General features: G+C 69.5%; 28 protein-coding genes. 15 read left to right on the top strand and 13 right to left on the bottom strand.

Annotated features, from left to right (window positions below; genetic code table 11):
- Both AXK60_RS07235 and AXK60_RS07230 read left to right on the top strand, forming a co-directional pair.
- The coding region (locus AXK60_RS07235; RefSeq protein ID WP_175399951.1) for an ATP-binding protein at positions 1–340 on the top strand (340 nt) is incomplete at its 5' end.
- 342 nt (positions 341–682) lie between these two features.
- Positions 683–1,057, top strand: coding sequence for a hypothetical protein (locus AXK60_RS07230; RefSeq protein ID WP_131726653.1), 375 nt, complete (start codon positions 683–685; stop codon positions 1,055–1,057).
- A 29-nt stretch (positions 1,058–1,086) separates the two neighbouring features.
- On the opposite strand, the gene AXK60_RS07225 is transcribed toward AXK60_RS07230, so the two are convergent.
- Positions 1,087–1,431, bottom strand: coding sequence for a hypothetical protein (locus AXK60_RS07225; protein ID WP_131676264.1), 345 nt, complete (start codon positions 1,429–1,431; stop codon positions 1,087–1,089).
- A 77-nt stretch (positions 1,432–1,508) separates the two neighbouring features.
- Between AXK60_RS07225 and AXK60_RS07220 the strand changes: the two genes are divergently transcribed.
- Positions 1,509–1,919 carry a hypothetical protein gene (locus AXK60_RS07220; RefSeq protein ID WP_052511025.1) on the top strand — a complete coding sequence of 137 codons (411 nt, stop codon included), beginning with the start codon at positions 1,509–1,511 and terminating at the stop codon, positions 1,917–1,919.
- A gap of 9 nt (positions 1,920–1,928) precedes the next feature.
- Here AXK60_RS07220 and AXK60_RS07215 read toward each other — a convergent pair whose 3' ends face one another.
- Together AXK60_RS07215 and AXK60_RS07210 are read right to left on the bottom strand one after the other, a co-directional pair.
- Positions 1,929–2,297, bottom strand: coding sequence for a hypothetical protein (locus AXK60_RS07215; RefSeq protein ID WP_231707128.1), 369 nt, complete (start codon positions 2,295–2,297; stop codon positions 1,929–1,931).
- An 18-nt stretch (positions 2,298–2,315) separates the two neighbouring features.
- Positions 2,316–3,416: an ImmA/IrrE family metallo-endopeptidase gene (locus AXK60_RS07210; protein ID WP_244881050.1), complete on the bottom strand. Its 1,101-nt coding sequence runs from the start codon at positions 3,414–3,416 to the stop codon at positions 2,316–2,318.
- 289 nt (positions 3,417–3,705) lie between these two features.
- On the opposite strand from AXK60_RS07210, the gene AXK60_RS27570 reads away from it, so the two are divergent.
- From AXK60_RS27570 to AXK60_RS07190, 5 genes are read left to right on the top strand one after another with little or no spacing between them, the layout of a single operon-like run.
- Positions 3,706–4,122: a hypothetical protein gene (locus AXK60_RS27570; RefSeq protein ID WP_244881049.1), complete on the top strand. Its 417-nt coding sequence runs from the start codon at positions 3,706–3,708 to the stop codon at positions 4,120–4,122.
- Positions 4,095–4,397, top strand: coding sequence for a hypothetical protein (locus AXK60_RS27565; RefSeq protein WP_244881048.1), 303 nt, complete (start codon positions 4,095–4,097; stop codon positions 4,395–4,397). The genes AXK60_RS27570 and AXK60_RS27565 overlap by 28 nt, the downstream gene beginning before the upstream one ends.
- Positions 4,394–5,518: a tyrosine-type recombinase/integrase gene (locus AXK60_RS07200; protein WP_068570390.1), complete on the top strand. Its 1,125-nt coding sequence runs from the start codon at positions 4,394–4,396 to the stop codon at positions 5,516–5,518. Before AXK60_RS27565 ends, AXK60_RS07200 begins: the two co-directional genes overlap by 4 nt.
- Positions 5,505–7,505 carry a tyrosine-type recombinase/integrase gene (locus AXK60_RS07195; RefSeq protein ID WP_244881047.1) on the top strand — a complete coding sequence of 667 codons (2,001 nt, stop codon included), beginning with the start codon at positions 5,505–5,507 and terminating at the stop codon, positions 7,503–7,505. Before AXK60_RS07200 ends, AXK60_RS07195 begins: the two co-directional genes overlap by 14 nt.
- Positions 7,502–7,924, top strand: a complete 423-nt coding sequence (locus AXK60_RS07190; RefSeq protein ID WP_068570389.1) for a DUF6262 family protein — start codon at positions 7,502–7,504, stop codon at positions 7,922–7,924. Before AXK60_RS07195 ends, AXK60_RS07190 begins: the two co-directional genes overlap by 4 nt.
- A 275-nt stretch (positions 7,925–8,199) precedes the next feature.
- On the opposite strand, the gene AXK60_RS07185 is transcribed toward AXK60_RS07190, so the two are convergent.
- Complete coding sequence (locus AXK60_RS07185) at positions 8,200–8,979, bottom strand: winged helix-turn-helix transcriptional regulator (RefSeq protein ID WP_068982502.1); 780 nt, start codon at positions 8,977–8,979, stop codon at positions 8,200–8,202.
- A 228-nt stretch (positions 8,980–9,207) separates the two neighbouring features.
- On the opposite strand from AXK60_RS07185, the gene AXK60_RS07180 reads away from it, so the two are divergent.
- From AXK60_RS07180 to AXK60_RS26835, 4 genes are all read left to right on the top strand, one after another.
- On the top strand, positions 9,208–9,945 hold the full coding sequence (locus AXK60_RS07180; RefSeq protein WP_217491762.1) for an alpha/beta fold hydrolase: 738 nt from the start codon (positions 9,208–9,210) through the stop codon (positions 9,943–9,945).
- Between the two features lie 272 nt (positions 9,946–10,217).
- The gene (locus tag AXK60_RS07175) at positions 10,218–10,430 is read left to right on the top strand and encodes a CbtB domain-containing protein (RefSeq protein ID WP_068570388.1); all 213 of its coding nucleotides are present in this window, start codon (positions 10,218–10,220) and stop codon (positions 10,428–10,430) included.
- 13 nt (positions 10,431–10,443) lie between these two features.
- Positions 10,444–11,199 carry a CbtA family protein gene (locus AXK60_RS07170; RefSeq protein WP_068570387.1) on the top strand — a complete coding sequence of 252 codons (756 nt, stop codon included), beginning with the start codon at positions 10,444–10,446 and terminating at the stop codon, positions 11,197–11,199.
- Between the two features lie 103 nt (positions 11,200–11,302).
- Complete coding sequence (locus AXK60_RS26835) at positions 11,303–11,476, top strand: hypothetical protein (protein ID WP_156485681.1); 174 nt, start codon at positions 11,303–11,305, stop codon at positions 11,474–11,476.
- A gap of 50 nt (positions 11,477–11,526) precedes the next feature.
- Here the strand turns inward: AXK60_RS26835 and AXK60_RS07165 are convergent, their stop codons facing one another.
- A complete protein-coding gene (locus tag AXK60_RS07165; RefSeq protein ID WP_068570386.1) occupies positions 11,527–12,042 on the bottom strand; it encodes a hypothetical protein in 516 nt (171 codons plus the stop codon).
- Positions 12,043–12,143: 101 nt separating this feature from the next.
- Between AXK60_RS07165 and AXK60_RS07160 the strand changes: the two genes are divergently transcribed.
- Entirely contained in the window at positions 12,144–12,677 is a 534-nt protein-coding gene (locus AXK60_RS07160; RefSeq protein WP_068570385.1) for a peptidylprolyl isomerase, read from the top strand.
- Positions 12,678–13,043: 366 nt separating this feature from the next.
- Complete coding sequence (locus AXK60_RS07155; RefSeq protein ID WP_068570384.1) at positions 13,044–13,589, top strand: C40 family peptidase; 546 nt, start codon at positions 13,044–13,046, stop codon at positions 13,587–13,589.
- 3 nt (positions 13,590–13,592) lie between these two features.
- On the opposite strand, the gene AXK60_RS07150 is transcribed toward AXK60_RS07155, so the two are convergent.
- Both AXK60_RS07150 and crgA read right to left on the bottom strand, forming a co-directional pair.
- A complete protein-coding gene (locus AXK60_RS07150) occupies positions 13,593–13,997 on the bottom strand; it encodes a PH domain-containing protein (protein ID WP_068570383.1) in 405 nt (134 codons plus the stop codon).
- Between the two features lie 54 nt (positions 13,998–14,051).
- Positions 14,052–14,345 (bottom strand): cell division protein CrgA, encoded by a 294-nt coding sequence (crgA, locus tag AXK60_RS07145; RefSeq protein WP_068570382.1) that lies wholly within the window; start codon positions 14,343–14,345, stop codon positions 14,052–14,054.
- An 81-nt stretch (positions 14,346–14,426) separates the two neighbouring features.
- Here crgA and AXK60_RS07140 point away from each other — a divergent pair, with 81 nt between their 5' ends.
- Entirely contained in the window at positions 14,427–15,068 is a 642-nt protein-coding gene (locus AXK60_RS07140) for an aminodeoxychorismate/anthranilate synthase component II (RefSeq protein WP_068570381.1), read from the top strand.
- 117 nt (positions 15,069–15,185) lie between these two features.
- On the opposite strand, the gene pknB is transcribed toward AXK60_RS07140, so the two are convergent.
- The 6 genes from pknB to AXK60_RS07110 are packed head-to-tail and all read right to left on the bottom strand — an operon-like array spanning position 15,186 to position 23,469.
- Positions 15,186–17,168 carry a Stk1 family PASTA domain-containing Ser/Thr kinase gene (gene pknB / locus AXK60_RS07135; protein ID WP_068570380.1) on the bottom strand — a complete coding sequence of 661 codons (1,983 nt, stop codon included), beginning with the start codon at positions 17,166–17,168 and terminating at the stop codon, positions 15,186–15,188.
- On the bottom strand, positions 17,165–18,616 hold the full coding sequence (locus AXK60_RS07130; RefSeq protein ID WP_068570379.1) for a serine/threonine-protein kinase: 1,452 nt from the start codon (positions 18,614–18,616) through the stop codon (positions 17,165–17,167). Before AXK60_RS07130 ends, pknB begins: the two co-directional genes overlap by 4 nt.
- The gene (locus AXK60_RS07125) at positions 18,616–20,130 is read right to left on the bottom strand and encodes a peptidoglycan D,D-transpeptidase FtsI family protein (RefSeq protein ID WP_068570378.1); all 1,515 of its coding nucleotides are present in this window, start codon (positions 20,128–20,130) and stop codon (positions 18,616–18,618) included. The genes AXK60_RS07130 and AXK60_RS07125 overlap by 1 nt, the downstream gene beginning before the upstream one ends.
- Entirely contained in the window at positions 20,127–21,548 is a 1,422-nt protein-coding gene (locus AXK60_RS07120) for an FtsW/RodA/SpoVE family cell cycle protein (RefSeq protein WP_068570393.1), read from the bottom strand. Before AXK60_RS07120 ends, AXK60_RS07125 begins: the two co-directional genes overlap by 4 nt.
- Positions 21,545–23,008 (bottom strand): PP2C family protein-serine/threonine phosphatase, encoded by a 1,464-nt coding sequence (locus AXK60_RS07115; protein WP_068570377.1) that lies wholly within the window; start codon positions 23,006–23,008, stop codon positions 21,545–21,547. The genes AXK60_RS07120 and AXK60_RS07115 overlap by 4 nt, the downstream gene beginning before the upstream one ends.
- Positions 23,005–23,469: an FHA domain-containing protein FhaB/FipA gene (locus AXK60_RS07110; protein ID WP_068570392.1), complete on the bottom strand. Its 465-nt coding sequence runs from the start codon at positions 23,467–23,469 to the stop codon at positions 23,005–23,007. The genes AXK60_RS07115 and AXK60_RS07110 overlap by 4 nt, the downstream gene beginning before the upstream one ends.
- Positions 23,470–23,491 lie beyond the last annotated feature (22 nt).

Here is a 23,491-nt window from a genome sequence, read left to right as displayed (position 1 = left end):
AGGCCGCTGGTCGACGACCATGCGGTTCTTCGCTGGCCCGACGCTGCTCGTCATCGACGAACTCGGCTACCTCCCCTTGCCCGCCGAAGCCGCATCAGCGTTGTTTCAGGTTGTCGCGCAACGGTATCTGAAAACATCGATCGTCATCACCACCAACCGATCGGTCTCCGAATGGGGCGAAGTCCTCGGCGACACCACCGTCGCCGCGGCCATGCTCGACAGGCTCCTACACCGCTCCGTCGTCCTCAAACTCGACGGCGACAGCTACCGACTACGAGACCACCACGCCCGCAACGAAACCCACCGCACAGCAATCGCACCCAGCCGCCGACCGCTATAATCCGACCGCACCCAGGTGAGGAATTTCAATGAGCATCACTGGGGACTTTCGATGAGCCTGATCACCGCAATGCCGTCATCAGCGGTGTGTGATCCAGCGGTGCGGGTTCGGGCTTGTGGCGGGGGGTGCGGTTGCGATCTGATCTTCGTGACATTGGTGCAAGCGTGCCAGTAACCGGTTTGGAGGTTGCTCGACGGTGGCGCACTGCTTTGTAGGTGCGGTGTGCGAAATGCGCGCGCGAAATACCAGGGGCATCCCCTCGAACCCAAACGGACAGACCATGCCGGGCCGCTCATACCGCGGTGTGCGTGTCCTGGCAGGCTGGTCCGTATGGCCGATGAGGTGAGTGAGGATGACCTGGCGGGGATCCGCGCGCGGTTCCTTCCCGGGTGGTGCGGGTCCCTGGATGTCGGGCCGGGCTGGTACCGGCTGATCGTCGATCTCGACCGGGAGCTGGGCGCGATCGACCCCGATTACCAGCTGGTGCAGGTCAAGGAGAAGTTCGGTGGGCTGCGGTACTACGTGGAGCTCGAACCGGACCGGCCCCGGCCGGGCTTCGACGAGTTGATCCGGGCGGCTGAACGACGGTCGGAGCGGACCTGCGAGCAGTGCGGCCGCGGTGGCGGCCTCACGCGCCGCGGAAGCTGGGTCCGGACCCTATGTGCCGCGGACGCCGCGGCGAGCGGATTCGTCCCCGACGAGGCCGCAGCCGACTAGAAGATCGGTGCGGGTCTGGTGCACGGTGGTCAGTCGCGGGTGTCGCGCAGCGGATGGTCGGCGATCCGGGTCCACGGCACCGTCGCGTCGTGATCGTCGAATGTGAGCGTGATGCCGACCTCGCGGACGCCGGCGGCGGTGAGGTGACGCTGGAGTGCGGTGAGGACCTCGGCGGTCGTGCCGGCGCCGACTTCTGCGGCTGTCGTGGCCACTGCTTCGTCGAGTAGGTGTGCGGCCGTGCGGTACCGCTGATCGATCAGGTCTATCTCGGCGGTGATGGCGTCCACCCGGGCCCGCCGGTCCGGGTCGGCGAGAATCCGCGCCAGCCGCTCATTGCCGGACACGAACCGCACCTCGTCGCTACTTTCCGTCATGGTCGTCAGCATCCACGCTGGGCGCGACGTTTATCCGGGTGGACAAGTGCACCGGGCCGCGCGGATCATCGCCTTGCGTGGACGAGACGACTACCGGCACCGATGTGGGAGCGATACTCGATGAGCTGGTCGGGCCCTTCTACGACGCCGAAGGTGTCACCGGGTACCTCGGTCTGGACGGCGATGACCTGGCGCGGATGGTCGCGGCGGAGCAGGTGATCTGTGCGCCGCTGGCCGGCGGCACCCCGGTATTCCCTGCGTGGCAGTTCCCCGACGGCCGCCGGGTGGATGAGTGGCTGCTGACCATCTGGCAGACCCTGCGGCGCGCCGCCGAGCCGTGGACGGCGGCCGGCTGGATGTGCGCGCCGTCAGCGGACCTCGACGACCAGACGGCGATCACCTACCTCACCCGCGGCCCGCGTGATCCCCGCCGCCTGGATGTCGTCCTGGCACGGGCATCCGAGGACAGCGCCCACTGGATGCAGTAGGGCGCGGCATCAGAGCGGTTGGTTGATACCGGTTTCGGCGGACTCTTCGGCGAGGACCTTGGCCGTGAGACCGCGGGCGTGTGCTGCGCGCCAGGCGGCGGCGAGGTTGTCGGCGCGGCTGTGCCAGGTCATCTCGCCGAGGTACTCGGCGTGTTTCTTCGTCGCATCGGTCCACCGCAGCTCCGCGTAGAGCCGCCGGTACTGGCACCGGAGGACCACCCGCCCGAGAGCGTCGGGTGCAGTGCGGATGACGCGGTTGTGGCGGCCGCCTGCGGCGTCGTCCTGCTCTTTGGCCTGCACCGCCTTGTTCGAACCGCGTGGGACTCGCCAGTGGTGGTCTTTGACCGCGTCCTTGCGGTTCCAGCCCCATCGCGACATCCCCGGCGGCCCGCTGTGTTAGACGACGGTCAGGTGCCGGCTGCCGGCGGTAGCACCTTCGGGTGCACCGAACAGGCTGGTGCGGCGGTCGGGGCTCAGCAGTGTCAGGGCGTCGAGCTCGGTGGTGCTGTATCCGTCGGTGGCGAGTTGGGCGAGGACATCGCGGGCGAGCTCGGGGGTCTCTGCAGGGACACCGGGCCGGGCGCCGTACATCCGGCCGGTCTCGTTGAGCAGGCGGAACATCGCCCGGTACTGCCGGTCGGAGAGCACGCCACGCTCACGGGCACGGACGACGAGCGAGGACTCGCTCACCCCCCAGTCCAGGCGCAGCTCGTCGAGCTCGTGGACGGTCCGGGTCGAGACCCGGTCCAGCGCCGGGCCGATGTCATCGACCGGCGCGAGGAACTCGGCAGCGAAAACATCCGCCCGTCGTTCGGTTTCGGCTGGGCTGACCAGGGTCATCGCATCCATCACCAGGTGCCCGAGTTCGTGCGCGAGGGTCATGCGCATCCGGTCCGGCGGCAGGGCAGAGTTGACGTACACCAGGTGCGGGTGATGCGCGGTGGCGCGCAGGGTGACCGCGTCGATCTCGCGGTCGTGGAAGTCCTCGACGACGACGAAGACCCCGGCCCCTTCCAGCAGTTCGACCATTGATCGGATGGGCCCGGCGATCCGCCAGAGCCGGCGTAGAACCTGCGCGACGGTGATCTCGCCGAGCTCGGCGGCGTAGTCCCCGGGGTCGAGATCCGGCAGCGCCAGCGCCGGATCGAGGTCGGTGTGGGCCACGACCCGACCGAGCCGCATCGCGACCAGGTTGGCGCGCGCCCAGACGCGGTCGCGCTTCCACTCCGCAGTAGTGGCGTTGGCGCGGAAGTGCGTGCCCTGCGCAGGGGAGCGCTCGAACGCGACGCACAGAGCATCCACTGGGCATTGCAATGCCCGCGCGTAGTCGTCGAGCGCTTTACCGGCCAGGGGCAGCGCACCGGCCTCGACCCGGGTGACGTGCGATCCGGAGACCCCGGCCTCCTCCGCGAGCCGCTTCTTCGACCAGCCGTGCGCCAGTCTCGTCAGCGCAACCATCACCGGGTTCGCCTCGGCCTGCGAGATGAGTGCCGTCACCCAGATCGCCTCCATATCCCTCGATCGATCCCTGTGCTCAACGCTATCGCGGCACCACCGCAAATCCGTGCAGAAACACCGTGTGAACTGCGATTTTCCTACCGGCCCGGTTATCTGCACCTGAAACGCAAGTGACTGATGTGACGCCCGTCTCCGTCGCGAGTTCGAGGCGAACCGGTGTGGCTAATTCTGCAGGTCACGGCGTGTTGTCTACCTGAGAACTATACCACGTTAGGCAAAATTCCACGCAAGTAATTACATCGAAGGGAGACAGATCGTGACGACACTCATGGACGACCTCAACCCGCTGCAGGGAACGGTGTCCCGAAAGGAGGCGCAGCGGATCCTGCGTCCGGTGACGATCGGTATCGGCGCGCTGCTGCTGGCCGCAGTCGATCACTGGAACACGCTCATGGCGGAGCAGCCCGCGCATCTGCAGACGATGCTGCAGCCGCTGCTGCGGGGCAGCCATGTCGCGGCGTTCGTCTCCGCCGGCACCAACGTGTGGTTAAGCACCCAGGGGATGCACCCGCCCGGACACCTGGTCAAACGGCCCTACCAGTGGTCGGAAGTCAGCAGCCACGGCCGCACCTACCTGGCGATCCATCACAAGGAGATGGACGGCACCAACACCCGGCGCAAGGCGTTCATCAAGCAGGACTCCAGACCCTGCAGCTGGTGGGCGATCCCACGCACTGCGAATTGACCTGGGACTACGACGCGGCCACCGATTCGCACGTGCGGCGGATCTGGGTCAGCGCCCCAGGGGTGCAGTGGGAACGGTTCGAGGTGCCGATGGATCGGGTGCAGGAGAGGTACGCCTCCTGGCGCAAGCGGGACGTGCGGTGGCTGCCCGGGCGGCTACCCGCTGACGACCTCGTCGGCACCGAGGATCTCGTACGCGATGAGCAGGATCGGCGCCGCACCGACATCAAGACCCGCCGGCCGCGCCGCGACGACGTTATCGAGGACCAGCGATGAGGGCCGCCCCGGTCACTGTTCACGGGGTCCGGTCGTGGACGGTCGTCGACGAGAACGGGCTGCCGGTGCCCGAGATCGAGCAGTTCCTGCACTGGCAGCGGGCGATCGGACGTTCCCAGAACACCGTCCGCTCGTACGCGCGGCACCTGAGCCAGTTCTACCGCTGGCTGGCCGCGCGGGGAATCTCCTGGGACGAACTGGATTTCCAGCAGCTGTGCGACTTCGTCGCCGTCCTCACCGCAGGACTGCCGCCGCTGCCGTCACGGTGCGGGGGCCGTGCACCCGGCACCGTGAAAGCGGTCAGTGCTGCAGTCCGTGAGTTCTACGAGTTCCACCGCGTCGAGGGCCGCGGACCGCAGGACCTGGTGCTGACCCGCAATCCGTCGAAGTTGCCGCGGCGCGCGCACAGCTTCCTCGCCCACCTCGAGAAGCGCCGTCCCCGCGAGGTCTCCCGCCTGGCCCGCCCCGACCGGCAGCCGGCCGAGACCGTGCAGGTGATCGACTTCGAAACCGACTTCGCCAAGCTGCTCGCCGCGGCGTCGACCACCCGTGACCGGCTGCTGCTGTCGGCGCAGTACGACCTGGGCCTGCGGGTCGGCCAAGCGCTTGGCCTGCGCCACGGCGACCTGAACCCGATGCGAAGGCAGGTGATGATCTGCCGGCGCGACGACAACGCCAACGGCGCCCTGTCGAAGCAGAAGGCCCAGTTCATCGTAGACGCTCCGCGGCGGTTCTTCGACCTGTATGCCGCGTATCTGCTCGGTGAGATCGCGCACGTCGACAGCGATTACGTGTTCGTCAACCTCTCCCGCCCACCCGTCGGTGGTCCGATGACCTACTCCAACGCCTACCAGCTCATCGAACGGATCGGCGCCGCCGCCGGGATCGACGACCTCAACCCGCACATGCTCCGCCACACCCACGCCACCGCCCTGGCCAAAGCCGGATGGACCTCCGCCGAGATCGCCGCCCGCCTCGGCCAATCCCACTCAGCCAGCGCCGACGTGTACATCCACCTCGCCAGCGACGACCTCGCCGAAAAGCTGCGCCACACCGAGCATCTGGTCTGGCGAGAACCGCAGCAGCACCGAGTGAAGGGAGATGGCGATGGCGCACGGTAACGGCGAGCGCGCCCGGTCCGGGCGCAACGGTATCTCCGCTCTGAAGGTGCCGGACGGGCCCTGGTGCGCAATGACCTGGCCGGTCGTCGACGTTGCCGGCGACCGCCGCCGCGCCGCGACCGACCCCTGCGCCGTCACCGACTGCGACGGCGAGCGGTACTGGCTCGGTGGCCCCGGCGGACGCGCAGGCGCTTCGTCGGGGCTGTGCTACGCCCACTACTTCCAGTGGTTCCGCGCCGGACAGCCCGCCGACTTCGACGCCTGGGCCGCCATCAGCGCGCTGCCCGTCGGCGTGCCCCGCGGACGGCCTGCCGCAACCCAGGTCGTCGACTTTCGCCGCATACCAGCGGCTGCTGCCGACGAAATCCGGTTTGTCGCCGCCACCAAGATCGGTCGTGGCGACTGGACTCCGAACGCGGGCCTGCGCCGCGTGCTGATCGTCCTCATCGAGGTCGCCCACGGGCGGATCACCAGCTCCCTGACCGAACGGCCCGTCGACGACTGGCTGCTGCTGTGCCGGCAATACTGGCCCTACACCAACTTCGACTCCCTGTGCGCCCCCTACATCCGCAGGTTCTTCCGGCTCCTGCACGGGGCCATCGACCCCGACCCGTGGGAGGCGGACTACTGGCGGTGGCGCGACGGATTCGAGTTCGTTCTAGACACCACCCAAGCCGGGGCGACACGGACCGCCGTAGACTGGGCCACCGTCCCGGTGCCCTGGCTCAAGGACGCCATCAAATGCCTCGCCCGCCAACAGCTGTCCACCTCCAGCATGTCCTGGGGAACGCTCACCCAGTGGCTGCGCGCCACCCGCCAGCTCGCTCAATTCCTCACCCTCGACGGCACCGTCCCCGAACCGCCGGCAGTCACTCGGACGGTGTTCCTCGATTACCTCGAATGGACACGCCGCCCCGACACCAAGGCGAACCCCCAGCTCGCGAACACCGCGGCCTACCTGCTGGAAACACTCCGCGACTGCGGACTCGTCGACGACCTGGGATCGGCGGTCTTCCTGCGCCGCGGCGAGAACGTCCACCGCAAGACCCGTCGGCCGAGGCCCTTCCCTCCCGACGTCATCGAACGCATCGACACCCTGATCGTCGACAACCCGGACACCGATCCCACCCTCCGAGCGATGATCGCCACCACACGGTGGGCCGGGTGCCGCATCTCCGAACTCGTCGCCCTCCCGATCGACTGCCTCCAACACAGCGACCAGGGGTATTGGATCGAATACTGGATGACCAAAACCAGTGCCTGGCGCCGGTTTCCCGTCCCCGATAGCCTCGCCACGATCATCCGCGACCAGCAGACCCGCGTCCGCGACACCTACGGGCCCGACGCCGAACACCTCTTCCCCGGCGCCCGATCCAGCGCCGTCGCCGGCCGCACCCAGCCCTGGTCCACCAGCGGCCTGCGGCACCGCCTCGCCGCACTGTTCCGCGAGCACGACATCACCACCTCCATCACCACCGGCGAGAAGATCTCCGGCGGCGACGTCCATCGCTTTCGCCACACCATCGGGATGAACCTGCTCAACAACGGATGGACCCAACCGGAAGTCCGCGACTTCCTCGGCCACCACAGTGACACCATGACCGCGACCTACGCCCGCATCACCGACGACACCCTCGCCCGGAAAGCCCGGCAATTCTGGGACACCAACCCCGACAACGGCGCTGACGCCACCGTCGAGCGACTGCGAGCCCGCTTCACCACCGCACTGCCGAACGGGTTTTGCACGCTCCCCGCGACGCAACGCTGCGAATTCCGCCCGAACCCCTGCATCGACTGCTCCTTCCACGACCCCGGCGGCCGCACCTTCCTCGGCGCGCACATCACCCACCGCGACCAGCTCAAACAACTCGCCGCCCAAGCACAGGAAAACGGCGACAGCCAGGCAGCGGAACTGAACAAGAGCATGCTCGACAAGATCACCAAGCTCATCGACGAAATCGGCTCTGACGCGCAGGAACCCAGGTGAGCGGAGGCGACCGCGATCACCGCACCGCCCGACTCACCGCGGCCGCCGCCGCTCGCACAACCAGCGCGACCGCCCGCGCACGCCGAGCCATCACCCGGCTGCACAACACCGGACAACCCGTCACCTTCGTCGCCGTCGCCCGAGCCGCCGACGTCTCAACCAGCTTCCTCTACAACCATCCTCGGCTGCGACAGGAAATCGACGCGAAACGCGGCACCGCCACCGCCGGAAGCGAACGCTCCACCGCAGCCAGCGTGGAATCCCTCCGCACCAAGCTCACGACCGCGATCGACCGCAACCGTCAACTGACCGAACAGCTCGAACAACTACGCACCGAGAACGAGGCGCTCCGCAGCCGACTCCTCGAGCTAGGAACCGACCACCGGCTAAGTAAGAAGCCCGTCGAGGAGAACCTGTAGATAAACCGACCGCCACAGGGCCACGACAGCCACATTGACCCCCGTCAACCACGTCGTGGACACTCGGGTGGCTCCTAGAGATATCGAATCTCCTAGGCTCCACAAACAAAGCAGCAGGTCAGAGCCGGTATCCGAGCAATCGGGTACCGGCGCTTTCCGTTCCGTGCCCACGGTGTGCCCACAGTCCTCCGCGTCGGGCGCGTGCGCATCGCCTGCAGATCGCCCGTGATGCCATCGAGGTGTGGGGAACAGTGTCCGGGTCCGCGGACTGCCACTCACCCCTGACGGCGTCCTGCGTTGACGGCGGGATCCGACGGTCCGGTGTTCGGTGACCCGGGGCGAGGTGGAACGGTGACCGACACGGGATCCGACGGTCCGGGGGCCTGTGGCGCGGGGTACCGCACGGCTGCGGGGAAGCAGCGCAGCAGTGCGGCGAGTCGCGCGGTATCGCCCGCGGCTTCGGTGTCCGACCGCTCGGTGGCGTCGTGCAACTCCTCACCCGCGAACACCAGGTCGCGCAATGTCGCGGCCTCCCGCACGGTCAGCCACGCATCGGGTGCGGCGTGCTCACCGCGGTCCACCTCGAGACGCCCGCCCGCAACGGTGATGCGGAACCGATCGCCCGCGACGTCCAGCTGGCAGCGCAGTGACAACTCTCCTGCCAGTGCCGGATCGAAGGTGGAGCGCAGCGCGAACAGCAGTGCGTCGACGCTCAGCTCCGCCGCACCGTCCTCGGGCAGCGGTGCGCGGCTGCCCCAGTGGGCGAGCGCGCGGAGCACGGGCTCCAGTTCCTGCCCGCGCTCGGTGAGTTCGTACACGGTGGCGGACGCCGGCGGTCCGAGGCGCCGTCGCCGCACCAGGCCGTCGGCTTCGAGGTCGCGCAACCGCTGCGCGAGGACGTTCTGACTCATCTGCGGCAACCCGCGGTGCAGATCGGCGTAGCGCTTCGGACCGAAGACCAGCTCCCGCACGACGAGCAACGCCCACCGCTCGCCGACCGCGTTCAGCGCCCGCGCGATTCCGCAGGGGTCGTTGAACAGCCGCTTCTTGCTCATACACCGAGCGTACTTGCCAATCAGACGCCGATGCTCCTAGATTAGGAGTATCACGAGTGTGATGTACCACACACCACAGTGGCGTGCCCGGCGATCCTGGTCGACACGCTTCGACGGTGACGGCCACGCATCGAGGATTGGAGAGAAGCAGTGAACGAGATGACACTTCGTGTGACGTCCGCCGACGGTACGAGGATCGCCTACGACCGGAAAGGCACTGGCCCGGCGGTGATCCTCGTCGGCGGGACCCTGGACGACGGCGCAGAGAACGCGCCGCTCGCCCGGCTCCTTGCCGACCGTTTCACGGTCTACAACTACGCACGCCGCGGCCGGGGCGCCAGCGGCAATACACCGCCGTACGCCGTGGCGCGGGAGGTGGAAGACCTCGACGCGCTGATCGCGACAGCCGGCGGCTCGACTCACGTGTACGGCGCCTCATCCGGCGGCGCCCTCGCGCTCGAAGCAGCAGCGGCGGGTTCGGCGATCGACAAGATCGCGGTGTGGGATGTGCCGTACGCGATCGGGGACGACCTGCGGCCGAGGTTCGACCAGTACCTCGCAGATACCCATGAGGCGTACGAAGCCGGCCGGGACGAGGAGCTCCTGGAACTGTTCATGAGGCTCACCGGCGGACCCGACGCGGACATCGCGGCCGGCAGACAACACCCGTACTGGGCCTCGTCCGTCGCGCTCGCCCACACGCTCGTCAAGGACGCCGTGGTCCTCAATGACTACAGGATCCCCACGAACCGACTTGCCCGCATCACTCAATCGGTCCTGGTGATCACCGAGGGTTCGATCACCGAGCCCCAGTTGGCGGGCCTCCCGACCGACTTCTTCGACCGCTCCGCCACAGCGATAGCCGCTGTCACCCCCCGGACCGACCGACACACGCTCGACGGGCAGGGACACGTCGTCGCCGCTGAACTCATGGCCCGGGTACTGACGTCGTTCTTCAACCAGTGATCCGTCGACTGACACGGAGCGACCGCCGTTCGCTTCACAGTCCCAGATGTGGGACACGACAAGGAAAAACGATGAACCACGTGGCCACCGCGCGGCGGACCGGCACCCCGTCCAGGGGTCCGTCGCGCTACACTTCGCGGGCCGGATGCGGAATCCCGATGGGAGCGGTCGCGCCACTGTGAAGCCAGACCCGCGCCGGTGACGGTCCCGGATCACCGGGCACCGTCGAACCGCCTACCCGGGCGCGGAACCCGGACGAAGGAGCGCCGCCCATGGCGAACGCATCCACCACCGCACACGCCGGTGACCTCTCACTGCACATCTCCCGCCGCGCGATCCGGCTGAGCGCCACGCTCATCCTGGCCGTGCTCGCCTACTACTTCATCGGCATCGATCAGGGCGCCGTGTCGGTGTTCGGCAACGACATGCACGTGCACGAGTTCTTCCACGACGCCCGGCATTTCCTGGGCTTCCCCTGCCACTGATCGGGGAGCACACGTGGAGAAGCACGTCATCGCCCGCGGCGCACTCGCCGGGGCGATCGGAGGCCTGCTCGCCTTCGTCTTCGGACGGATCCTGGTGGAGCCGATCATCGGCCGGGCCATCGATTTCGAAGAGGCCCGCAACGCCGCGGAGCACGCCGCGCACCCGGGGATGGCGATGGACGAGCCGGAACTGTTCACCTGCGCGATGCAGCAGAACGTGGGGCTCGGGGCGGGCCTGATCCTGTTCGGTCTCGCGATGGGCGCCCTCTTCGCGGTCGCCTACTGCGTCGCGGCGCCGAAGCTCGCGCAGTGGACCCCGCGGTCGGTGGCGCTCGCGGTGGCGGGCTCGCTGTTCGCCGGGGTCTACGCCCTGCCCTACCTGAAGTACCCGCCGAACCCGCCCGTCGTGGGCGATCCCGACACGATCCGCGAGCGGACCGGCGCGTACCTGCTCATGGTCGCGATCTGCGTCGCGCTCGTCGCCGCCGCGTGGGTCATCGGCCTGGCCGTGGTCCCGCGCCTCGGTACGTACGGCGCGGCGCTGGCCGGCGGGGCCGTCGTGATCGGCGGGCTGATCCTGGCCTGCCTGCTCCTGCCGGCGAACGCCCCGACGACGAAGGGTTTCGACCCCGACGACCTGTACTGGTTCCGGACCTACTCGTTCCTCGCGCAGGCCCTGCTGTGGGGCGCGATCGGGCTGATCGGCGGGGAACTACTGCATCGCCTGACGGTGCGCAGCGCTTCCCGGGCGGTGCCCGCCGCCGCCTGAACGATCGTCGGTGGAACTCTGCGACGACGCCTCGGCGTGTCGTCGCCGACACGCACCGAGGAACGGGGTGCGGCACGACGCAGCGGCGGCATACCCTGAGGGTATGAACCGCCGCTGCGCTCTGTGCTGGGTGGCCGCGTTGATCTCGGTCGTCGTGGCCGCCACCGCTCACTACCGCGGGGGCTGGGGCGGCCTCGACGGCCTGTTCTTCGTCATCGCACTGGCCTGGGCGCTGGTCGCGATCCAGGCGCACCAGCCCGCGGGGTGGCGCGGTTAGGTCGTGCGCGCCGGTCCGCCTGCCCGACGGTGCGCCGCCGGACCCGGTGGCTACTCGCCCTTCTTGCGCGGATCCTCGTCGGCCGCCGACTCGACCGCGACGACGACCTCCTCCTCGAGCTCCTCGACGGGGGCCGGTGCGCTGTCCGCGGTGGCGCCGGTGGCGGGCCGCACACGCGGCGGCTCCGGTGCGATCGGCGGGACCTTCGGGGTGCGCAGGACCTTGAAGGCGACGCCACCGAGGGCGAGCACGAGGGCGATGATCGCGCCGATGACCAGCGGCTTCCGCAGGGCCGGGCGGGCCGGCGCACCGTCGGACAGGGTGATCGCCTGCTCGGGATCGACGTCCGCAGGAGCGAGCCACGACCGCACCAGGCGGTAGAGCGCGGCCAGGGTGCGCCCGGTGAGCGAGAGCCCGAGGCCGGTCAGGGCGCGCGCGATGTTCGCCGGACCGACGATGCTCTGGCCGAGTCCGGAGACCAGGCGTTGGGTGTTCGTGGGGCGGTTCGCGGCGGCCGACGGGGCGTCGGCGGCGGGTGCATCCTCGAGCAGAGGGGTGGTGGCCATCGGAGGCGTGATCCTTTCAGCGGACGAGTATGAGTGCATCCACCGCCGGATTCTTACGATCTCTACCGGTTCGCACCTGCGGAGAATGGCAGAATGGCGGTGTGACCAACTCCAACGCTACCGCCCACGCGACCCTGCACACCTCTGAAGGCGACATCCGTATCGCGCTGTTCGGCAATCACGCTCCCGTGACCGTGGCGAACTTCCTCGGACTCGCGCAGGGCACCAAGGAATACACCACGACGAACGCGGCCGGTGAAGCCGCGGGTCCGTTCTACGACGGGTCGATCTTCCACCGCATCATCGACGGCTTCATGATCCAGGGCGGTGACCCCACCGGTACCGGCACGGGCGGCCCGGGTTACGACTTCGTCGACGAGTTCCATCCGGAGCTGCGCTTCGATCACCCGTACATCCTCGCGATGGCCAACATCGGCCGCCCGGCGACGAACGGCTCGCAGTTCTTCATCACTGTCGGCAAGACCCCGCACCTCAACAACCGGCACACCATCTTCGGTGAGGTCGAGGACGAGGCCAGCCGCAAGGTCGTCGACGCCATCGGCAGCGCGCAGACCGACCGCGCCGATCGTCCGCTCAAGGACATCACGATCAACTCGATCACCGTCGAGCAGTAGTCCGCTCCATCGTCGAAGAACGCCCGGTCTCCCGCGGGGAGGCCGGGCGTTTCTCATGCCCTCAGGGCGACGGTGCCGCGCGAGCGGCGGAGAGCCCCGGCAGATTCATTACTTAGCGCAGCACATTCACGATGTCGGAGTCTGTTCGCGCGGAAATTGTCGGACGGGCAAGGATTCCTGTGACTCCGGTCTCGATCGGCCCAGCTCGGTGAGCATGTTCACCCCGCAACGGGCCGTGTGAGATGGACACCCGAAGTCCGCGCTTCGTAACGTTGCCGTGATCTTGTGGAGACCGAGGCGTGATCGACACGCCGCTCCACCGGAGTCGGGAGTTCGACGAAAGTGTCCAGCGACAGTACGAAGACCATGACCGGCCGCACCACCCGCGGCACGATGCGCGCAGCCCTCGGGGCCGCAGTCGCAGTGATCGGAATCGTCGCAGCACCCGCCGTGGCCCAGGCCGCGCCGCTCCCGGCGTCCCAGGCGCCCGCTCCCCAGGCCCCCGCCGCCCGCGTCCCCGCGCCGCAGGCCCCGGCTCCGCAGGCTCCTGCCGCCCGCGCGGCGCAGGCCGCCGGCCCCGACCGTTCCGCGGTCGTCCAGGCCGCGCTCACGCGCCTCGGCATGCCCTACTCGTACGGCGCCGCTGGCCCCAGCTCGTTCGACTGCTCCGGCCTCGTCACCTGGGCGATGAACCAGGCGGGCGTGAGCGTGCCGCGCAGCAGCTACTCGCTGATGAGCGCCGGCACCCCGGTCTCGCAGGCCGAGCTGCGCCCCGGCGATGTCGTGATCACGAACGGCGGCGGCCACGCCGCGCTCTACGTGGGCAATGGCCAGGTCGTGGAGGCCGTCACCTCCGGCGTGCCGGTGCGCGTGGCGGGGATCCGCGGCTTCGTCACCGCGCGCCGCTACTGAGCCTCACGCCGGACGCAGGGCCTCGAGCTGCTGGAGCACGAGCGTGGGCGCTTCGCCCAGCTCCCAGCGGCCGAGGAACAGCAGGTCATCGCCGCGGGTGAGCTCGAGCAGCACCGACTCGCGGCCCCAGTGCCGCGTGGTCGTGCGCTTGATCTCGAGGCCGTCCCACGCGAACGTCTTACGGCCGAGCACACCGCGGTAGGTGACGCCCGCACCGTCGGCCTGCAGGCGGGGACGGAGCACCAGGACGGACACCCCGAGGAACACGAGCGCGAGGGCTCCGGCACCGATGAGCACGATCCCGACGGGGTCGGCGATGGCGTCCGTCAGTGTCGCGACGATGAGCAGCGCGAGCGCCGCCACCAGCATCACGACGCCGACGCCGCGCGGCGGGCTCCAGTTATCCACAGGTTTATCCACAGCTGGGGATGAATGACATCGATGTGATTCCGCTGGTCAGAGCTACTTCCACCACATGGTCATCAACAGGCCGGTGATCATCAGGCCGAAACCGATGGCGAAGTTCCACGCCTCGAGGTTGGCCATCCACTCCAGCGGCTTGCCCGGCGCGCCCAGACCCTGCGGGTCGGCGCCGACGTAGTAGACGAGCAGCCAGGCCAGACCGGCCAGCATGAATCCGAGGAACAGCACCACGAACCAGCGGCCCGAGGGGGCGCCCACCTTGACCGGCGTCCGCGAATCGGCGGCGGCGTTGATCGTGTAATCGGTCTTCTTCCGGACCTTCGACTTCGGCATGGCTTCCTTCTACCTGGGTGCTTTTCACCTGCCAGGTTATCGGATGTACCACCGCGACCCCACCCGGCTACGCTGGAGCACGTGCGGATCCTCGTCGTCGACAACTATGACAGCTTCGTGTTCAACCTGGTCCAGTACCTCGGCCAGCTGGGCGTGGAGGCGGACGTGTGGCGCAACGACGATCCGCGACTGGACGATCCGGCCGCGGCGGCCGCTCAGTACGACGGTGTGCTGCTGAGTCCCGGTCCCGGCACGCCGCAGCGCGCGGGACGGACGATGCCCATGGTCGAGGCTGCGCGCGCCGCCGGCTCCCCGCTGCTCGGCGTGTGCCTGGGGCACCAGGCCATCGGCGCGGTCTTCGGCGCGACGGTGGACCGCGCGCCCGAGCTGCTGCACGGCAAGACCTCGCTCGTGCACCACAACGGCCACGGGGTCCTGCAGGGCCTGCCCGACCCGTTCACGGCCACCCGCTACCACTCGCTGACCGTGCTCGAGCCGACGATCCCCGACGAGCTCGAGATCACCGGCCGCACCGACTCGGGTGTGGTCATGGGCTTCCAGCACCGCGAACTGCCCATCCACGGCGTGCAGTTCCACCCCGAATCCGTGCTCACGCAGGGCGGTCACCGCATGCTCGCGAACTGGCTGGCCGTGTGCGGCTTCCAGGTCGCCGAGGCGCGTGTCGCCGAGCTCGAGCAGGAGGTCGCCGCGGCGCTCGCCTGAGCGCGGCACCGACCGGACCCGCGAGCGTGGTCGTTCTCCCCACCGATAGCGCGGGAAACCGACCGCACTCGACGGCACCGTCGGGCGGCAGGGGGACCGCCGCCCGTGCGCCGTGGGCTAGCCGCGCCGCACGTGCAGCGTGATGGTGGCCGACGAGTCCACCGGCGTGCCCGGCTTGGGATCGGTGTTCCAGACCTGCCCGCGGTCGAACAGGCCCGATGCGGCGTCCACGACGACCGTGATGTTGCTCGACGAGAAGCCCGCCTGGATGAGGGCCGCGCGCGCGGCGTTCTGATCCTGGTTGATCACGTTCGGCATGACGATCGGCTTGGCCTTCGACACCTGCAGGGTGACAGAGCTGCCCTTGTCGGCGGTCGATCCCGCGGTCGGGTTCTGGCGCACGACGGTGCCTGCCGGGGCGCTGTCGTCGACCTGGGTGACGGTCACCTTGAAGCCCGCGCCCTCGAGGTTCGAGGTCGCCTGCGAGACCTGCGTGTTGGTCACGTCGGGCACGCGCACCTGCTCCTTGCCGGAGCTGATCGTGAGCTGGATCGGCGTGTTCTGCTGCGTGTTCGTGCCGATCGCGGGGTTCGTGGAGATCACGTTGCCCTTGGCCACGGTCGGCGACGGATCGTTCTTGACGTCCTTGGCCACGGTGAAGCCCGCCTTCTCGAGGATCTCGCGGGCCTCCTTCTCGGGCTTGTTCGCGACGTCCGGCACGCCGGCGATCTTCGGCCCCGTCGAGACCTGCATGACCACGGTCGAGCCCTTCGCGACGCTCGCGTTGGGCCCCGGCAGGGTCGAGATGACGTGCTCCGCGGGAACGGCGTTGTCCGGGATGCGCTGTACCTCGACGGTGAAGCCCAGCTTCTGCAGCGCGACCTGGGCGTCGGCCGCGGGCTCGCCGATCTGCGAGGTGACGGTGGCCGTCTGGTCGCCGTTGTTGGAACTGAGCAGGTACCAGGTGGTGCCGCCGATGAGCACCAGCGCGATCACCGCGGCCGAGAGCAGCATCACAAGGCGGGAGCGGCTGCCGGACGGCGCCGGGGCGGTGTGCCTGCGCCGCGGGGCGTCGGGGGTCGCGCTGACGACCTCGGTCGGCGGATCGTCGTCCGACGGTGCGCCGTCCTCGGCGGTGGCCACCGCCGAGGCCGCCGCGGGTGCGGTCTTGGCGGCCTCGCGCCGCCGGGGCTTCGCGGGCTCGGTGAGCAGCGCGTCGCGCTCCTCGTCGGACAGCACCATCGGTGCCTCGGGCTTGCGACCCGCGAGCACCCGGATGAGGTCCTGCCGCATCTCGCCGGCGGTCTGGTAGCGGTTCGCCGGGTTCTTCGACAGCGCCTTGAGCGTGATCGAGTCCAGTTCCGGCGGGATGGTGTCGAGGATCGCCGACGGCGTGGGCGGGTCCTCGCGGACGTGCTGGTAGGCGACGGACACGGGCGAGTCACCCGTGAACGGCGGCTGGCCGGTGAGCAGCTCGAAGATCACGCAGCCGGCGGCGTAGACATCGGAGCGGGCGTCCACGGAGTCGCCGCGGGCCTGTTCCGGCGAGAGGTACTGCGCGGTGCCGATCACCGCGGCCGTCTGGGTCATGCCCGCCGACGGGTCGCTCATCGCGCGCGCGATGCCGAAGTCCATCACCTTGATCTCGCCGGCGCGGGTGAGCATCACGTTGGCGGGCTTCATGTCGCGGTGCACGATGCCGTTGCGGTGACTGAAGTCCAGGGCCGCGCAGACATCGGCCATCCAGGTCATCGCGGCCTGCGGCGCGATGGTGCCGTCGCGGCGCAGCACGTCGCGCAGGGTCTCCCCGTCGACGTACTCCATGACGATGTAGGGCAGCGGTCCGGACGAGGTCTGGGCCTCACCCGTGTCGTAGACCTGCACGATCGTCGGGTGGTTGAGCGACGCGGCGTTCTGCGCCTCCCGCCGGAAGCGCTCGTAGAAGCTCGGATCCCGAGCCAGGTCGGCGCGCAGGATCTTGATCGCGACGTCCCGGGACAGCCGGGTGTCGCGGGCCAGATGCACCTCGGACATGCCACCGAACCCGAGCGTCTCACCCAGGTCGTAGCGGTCGTTGATGCGCCGTGGCGGGGTCGTCATCGATCGTCGCTTCCGTGCAGGATCGCGCCGGGGATGGGCAGGCCGAAGATGCCGCGCGGCGGCGGCGTCGTCGTCGGCTCAGGACCGGTGGGCGGCGGCTCCGTCGTCGTGGTGGGCGGCGGCGTGGTCGTCGTCGGTGCCGGAGTCGTGGTGGTCGGCTTCGGCGGCGGCGGGGGCGGCGTGGTGGTCGTCTGCTGCGCCGTCGAGGTCTCCGTCACCGTCCGGGTGGGCGGCGGCGTCGTGGGTACGGTCCGGGCCGTGGTGCCGGCCCCGGTCGGCGGAGGTGCGACGGTGCCCGCGTCGGTCGTGGTGCTCGGCGTCGTCGGGGTGCCGTTCCCGGTGTCGTTGAAGAGCAGGTAGCCGCCGACGATCGCCGCCGCGAGCAGCAGCAGCGCGACGGAGGCGCCGAGGATCGTCTTCTGGGTCCGGGTCCAGCCGCTCTCGTCCGAGTAGGTCGACGATGCCGCGGCCCGCGGCGTGGGGTTCGAGTTGCGGACCACGGGTTGCGGGCCCGGGCGTGCGGGCGGCGGCACGATCGCCGTGGCGGCGGTCTCCGGCGCGCGCGAGGCCCCGGTGGAGCCACCGGTCCACCCCCGCGGCATCGGCGGGCGCTGGCCCGCCTTCACCGCGGCGACGGCGTCGGCGAACTCGCCACCGTTGGCGTACCGCTGCCGGGGGTCCTTGCCGAGGGTCAGCGTGATCAGCTCGCGGACCGGCGCGGGCAGGTCGGTGGGCAGCGGCTCGGGCTGGTCCCGGATGTGCTTCATGGCGACGGTGATCGCACCGTCGCCGGAGAACGGGCGCTTGCCCGCGAGGCACTCGTACCCGACCACGCCGAGGGAGTACACGTCGGAGGCGGCCGTGGCGTCCTCGCCCGAGGCCTGCTCCGGTGAGATGTACTGCGCCGTGCCCATGACCATGCCGGTCTTGGTGACCGGCGCCGCGTCGACGGCCTTGGCGATGCCGAAGTCGGTGATCTTCACCTGGCCCGTGGGCGTGATGAGGATGTTGCCGGGCTTGACGTCGCGGTGCACGAGGCCCGCGGTGTGCGCGACCTGCAGGGCGCGGGCCGTCTGCTCCAGCAGGTCCAGGGCCTGCGCCTGGCTGAGGTGGCCGAGGCGGGAGAGCACGGCGTTGAGCGGCTCGCCGTTGACGAGCTCCATCACCAGGTACGCGAGCGGCGCGCCGCCGGCCTGGTCCTCGGTCTCGCCGTAGTCGTACACGCCGGCGATGCCCGGGTGGTTCAGTGCGGCGGTGGTGCGGGCCTCGTTGCGGAAGCGGGCCAGGAACTCCTGGTCCTCCGAGAACTCGGCCTTGAGCACCTTGACGGCCACGCGCCGGTCGAGGCGGGTGTCCATCGCCTCCCACACCTGGCCCATGCCGCCGGTGGCGATCAGCCGGAGGAGTTCGTAGCGGTCGGCGATCACCGAGCCGGTCTGCAGACTCATCAGTTCCCCTGCCCGTTCACCGCGGCGCTGATCACCGCTCGTCCGATCGGCGCTGCGAGCGACCCACCGGTCGCCGCCTCGCCCTGGTTTCCACCGTTCTCAATGATGACCGCCACCGCTACCTTCGGGTCGTTCACCGGGCCGTACCCGATGTACCAGGCGTGCGGCGCTTCGCCGCCGCGCTGGCCCTGTGAGTGTTCCGCCGTGCCGGTCTTGGAGGCGATCGACACCTTGCCGCCGGCACCCTTCGTGTGCTGTTCCGATGCGACCATCAGCTCGCGCAGCTGCGCCGCGACCTGCGGTGAGATCGCCTGGCCCACGCGCTTGGGCGAGGTGCTGCCGAAGGTCGTGAGGTCCGGTGCCTGGAAGGAGTCGACCAGATAGGGCTGCATGCGGACGCCGCCGTTGGCGAGCGTCGCCGCGATCACCGCGTTCTGCAGCGGCGTCAGCGCGACGTCGAGCTGCCCGATCGCCGACTGGCCCGTCTGGGCACCGTCGGACAGGGGGCCGGTCACGGACTGCGCGACGCGCAGCGGGATGGGGTCGGGCGTCGAATTGACGCCGAAGTTGTTCGCCATCGCCTTGATCGCCTCTCCTCCGTCCTGCATCTTCGCCGTGGCCAGGTCCACGAACGCGGTGTTGCACGAGTACTGGAACGCCTGCAACAGGCTGACGGTACCGCCCGACGATTCCGGGCACGTCATCCCCGCATAGTTCTGCAGCGTCGTCCCGCCGCCGCCCGGCAGGGTGATCTGCTTGTCGGCGGTGAGCCGCGTGTTCAGATCGATCCCCTTGTTCTCGGAGAGCGCCGCCGCGGTGGTGATCACCTTGAACGTCGATCCCGGGGGGTAGGTCCAGCCGGTGGCCCGGTTGTCCATGGGCTTATCGGGATCGTCCTTGAGTTCGTTCCAGGTCTTGTTCACCGCGTCCGTGTCGTGCGAGGACAGCGGGTTCGGGTCGTAGCTGGGGGTCGAGACCATCGCCAGGATCTTGCCGGTGGACGGCTCGATCGCGACGGCCGCGCCGTGGCACGGGCCGTTCGACCCGCAGGCCGTGGACAACTTCTCGTAGGCGATCCGCTGCATCGTCGGGTTGATCGTGGTGATCACGTTGCCGCCGCTCGGGTCGCGACCGGACAGCAGGTCGACGACGCGTCGGCCGAAGAGCCGGTCGTCGCTGCCGTTGAGTATCGACTCCTCGGCGTGCTCGAGCCCGCTCGAGCTGAAGATCATCGAGTAGTAGCCCGTCAGGGGCGCGTAGGCGCGCGCCATCTGCTCGGGATAGGTGCGCAGGTACTTGTACCGGTCGTCGGTCTTGACCGACTGGGCCATCACCTGGCCGCCGGCGAGGATCGAACCTCGCTGCCGCGCGTACTCGTCGAGGAGGACGCGCTCGTTGCGGGTGTCGGAGCGCAGTTCGGACGCGCGGAAGACCTGCACCCAGGTGGCGTTCGCGAGGAGCGCCGCCACCAGCAGGATCACGACGAACGAGATGCGGCGGATCGGTGCGTTCATACGCGCTTCACGATCTCGGTCGGCCGGTCGGGGACCGGCGCGCCGGGCTTGCGGGCGACCTTGGGCTCGCGCGCCGCGTTGGAGATGCGGAGCAGGATCGCGATGAGGGCGTAGTTGGTGAGCAGCGAGGATCCGCCGTAGCTCATGAAGGGCGTGGTGAGGCCGGTCAGCGGGATCAGCTTGGTGACGCCGCCGACCACGACGAACAGCTGGATCGCCATGGTCGAGGCCAGGCCTGCGGCCAGCAGCTTGCCGAAGCTGTCGCGCACCGTCAGGCTCGCGCGGAAGCCGCGGAAGATCAGCACCAGGAACAGCATCAGCACGGCGGCCAGGCCGATGAGGCCCAGTTCCTCACCGATCGCGGCGATGATGAAGTCGGTGGACGCGAAGGGCACCATCGTGGGCCGGCCGGAGCCGAGGCCGGTGCCGGCGAGACCGCCCGTGGCCAGGGAGAACAGCGCCTGCGCGGGCTGGTAGCCGATGGTGTCGTACTTGGCGAACGGGTCCTGCCACACCTCGACGCGCACCCGCAGGTGGGGGAAGAGCTGGTACGCCGCGACGGCGCCGACGACCGCGAGGCTCAGGCCCACCACGATCCAGCCGATGCGCTCGGTGGCGATGTACACCATGGCCAGGACGGTGAAGAAGATGAGCATCGGCGTGCCGAGGTCGTTCTCGATGCCGAGCACCGCGATCGCGAGCAGCCAGACGAGCAGCAGCGGCGCGAGGTCGCGCGCGCGGGGAAGGTCGACGCCGAGCACGCGCCGGCCCGCCGACGTGAACAGGTCGCGCTTCGACACCAGGAACGCCGCGGTGAAGATGATCAGCAGGATCTTGCTGACCTCGTTGGGCTGGATGTTGAACAGCGGCGTCTTGATCCAGTTCTTGGAGCCGTTGATCTCCGACAGGCTCGACGGCAGCAGCGCCGGCAGCGCGAGGAAGATCACGCCGCCCAGGCCGATCGTGTACGCGTACTTCGACAGCGTCCGGTGATCGCGCAACAGCGCGAGCACACCGACCATGACCGCGAGGCCGAGCAGCGTCCACAGGACCTGCTGGTTGGCCTCCTGCGTCTGGCTGACGCGCCCGCTCTCGGCGTGGGCGTTGCCCAGGTCGAGTCGGTGGATCAGCACCAGGCCCAGGCCGTTGAGCATGGCCACCACCGGCAGGATGACCGGGTCGGCGTAGGGCGCGAACCGCCGCACTGCGTAGTGCGCCGCGCCGTAGAGCACGACGAACGCCGCGACGTACTTCGCGAGGTCGAGAGTGACGCGCTGTTCCTGCGCCCATTCGACGAGCGCGAGCGAGGTCCCCGTCACCACCGTGGCGGCGCCGAGGAGTACCAGCTCATGGGTTCGGGAGCGGCGGTTCGGGTCGAGCGCGATGCCCGCGCCGGGGGTGCTGACGCCGGACGTCACGAGGGCCCTCCGCGGCACGGGCGTTCGGGCGTCGAGGTCTGGGTGACGACCCGGGTGACGGGTGCGGGCGGCGGCGCGAGGGTCTCGCCCGTGGGGGGCGCGACCGTCGGGGCCGTCGTCGGCGACGGTGCCGGGGCGTTCGGGTCGGTCGGGTGCGGCGCGGGCGAGGGGTCGACCTCGGTGGTGATCGCGCACCGTTCGATGAGGTTGACCCGTTCGATGAGGTTCTTGGCCTGCTCGCGGGCGTCGTCGAGCGAGCTCGCGTAGGGCAGGCCGGCCAGGTTGGCCCGTCCGCGCGGGGTCAGGTCGTCGACGGTGAGCGGTGTGCAGCCCTGCGGCGCGCGCCCGTCGGCGGGGGCGTCCGCGATGCAGACGACCTCCTGCTGCGTGTTCAGCGCGCGACCGAACAGGGAGACCTTCACGCCGTGCGAGATCACGATGGTGCCCTTGTCGGTCGAGGCCACGAAGTAGCTCGAGTTCACGACGGACCGGGTCACGAGCAGGCCGATGCCGCCGGCGACGAGCAGCACGAGGACCGCGGCGAGCGCGATCCACTTGCGGCGGGAGCGGCGCGCGGGCTCGTCCGCGTCGTCGACCTCCGTCGCCACGACCCGACGGGGCGCCTTGCGCGGGGGCCGGAGCGCGGCGGCGCGGCCGGCGGCGGTGTTGGCCGGGGGGACGTAGTCCTCGTCGTCGTCGTTCGCGGCGCCGCCGACGATGGGGCGGCTCTGGCCGAAGCTGCTGTCCTCGACCCGCGCGACGACGACGGTGACGTTGTCCGGGCCGCCGGAGCGGAGCGCGAGCTCGATCAGACGGTCCGCGGCGGCCCCGACGTCCTCGCTGGCCAGGGCCAGGGTCTCGCCGATGGTCTCGTCGCTGACGACGTCCGAGAGGCCGTCGGAGCAGAGCATGTAGACGTCGCCGTCCTTGGCCTCGCGCAGGGTGAGCGTGGGCTCGACCTCGTGGCCGGTGAGCGCCTTCATGATCAGCGAGCGCTGCGGGTGGGTGTGCGCCTGCTCGGCCGTGATCCGGCCCTCGTCGACGAGGGTCTGGACGAAGGTGTCGTCCTTGGTGATGCGGGTGAGCTGGCCGTCGCGCCGCAGGTAGCCGCGGGAGTCGCCGACGTGGATCAGTCCCAGCTTGGACCCGGCGAACAGGATCGCGGTCAGGGTGGTGCCCATGCCGTCGAGCTCGGGGTCCTCGGCGACCTGCTCGGCGATGGTCTCGTTGCCGGCGACCATGGCGTCCTCGAGCGTGCCCAGGAGGTCGCCGCCGGGCTCGTCGTCGTCGAGCGGCTCGAGTGCGGCGATCATCAGCTGCGAGGCGACCTCGCCGGCGGCGTGGCCGCCCATGCCGTCGGCCAGGGCGAGCAGCCGGGCGCCCGCGTACACGGAGTCCTCGTTGTTGCTACGGACGAGGCCCCGGTCGGAGCGCGCTGCATATCGAAGGACGAGGCTCACGGGCGCAACTCGATCACTGTCTTGCCCACGCGCACCGGGGTGCCCAATGGGACGCGGGTGGGAGTGGTGACCTTGTTGCGGGCCAGATAGGTGCCGTTCGTGGACCCGAGGTCCTCGACGTACCAGTCGTCACCGTCGCGGGCGAGGCGTGCGTGCCTGGTCGAGGCGTAGTCGTCGTTGAGGACGAGGGTGGAGTCGTCGGCGCGGCCGATGAGCACCGGTTGTTGGCCGAGGGTGATCCGCGTGTTCGCGAGGGGGCCGTGGGTGACCACGAGGTACTTCGCGACCTTGCTGGTGCGGGAGAACAGGGCCCGACGGGGCGCCTTGGCCTCCTTCTGCCGCGGGCGCAGGCCCGAGGCGAGGCGGGCGTCCGTGCGGAGCGCGCTGATGACGAGCCAGACGCAGAGCCAGAGCAGCAGGAGGAAACCCGCCCGGGTCAGCTGCAGCACGAGTCCCTGCACGGTGTCTCCCTCCTGGTCCTGT

It is taken from the genome of Tsukamurella pseudospumae (assembly GCF_001575195.1).
Taxonomy (GTDB): Bacteria; Actinomycetota; Actinomycetes; order Mycobacteriales; family Mycobacteriaceae; genus Tsukamurella; species Tsukamurella pseudospumae.
The sequence above is the reverse complement of the archived record's forward strand: the minus strand, read 5'-3'. Positions and strand labels throughout refer to the sequence as shown.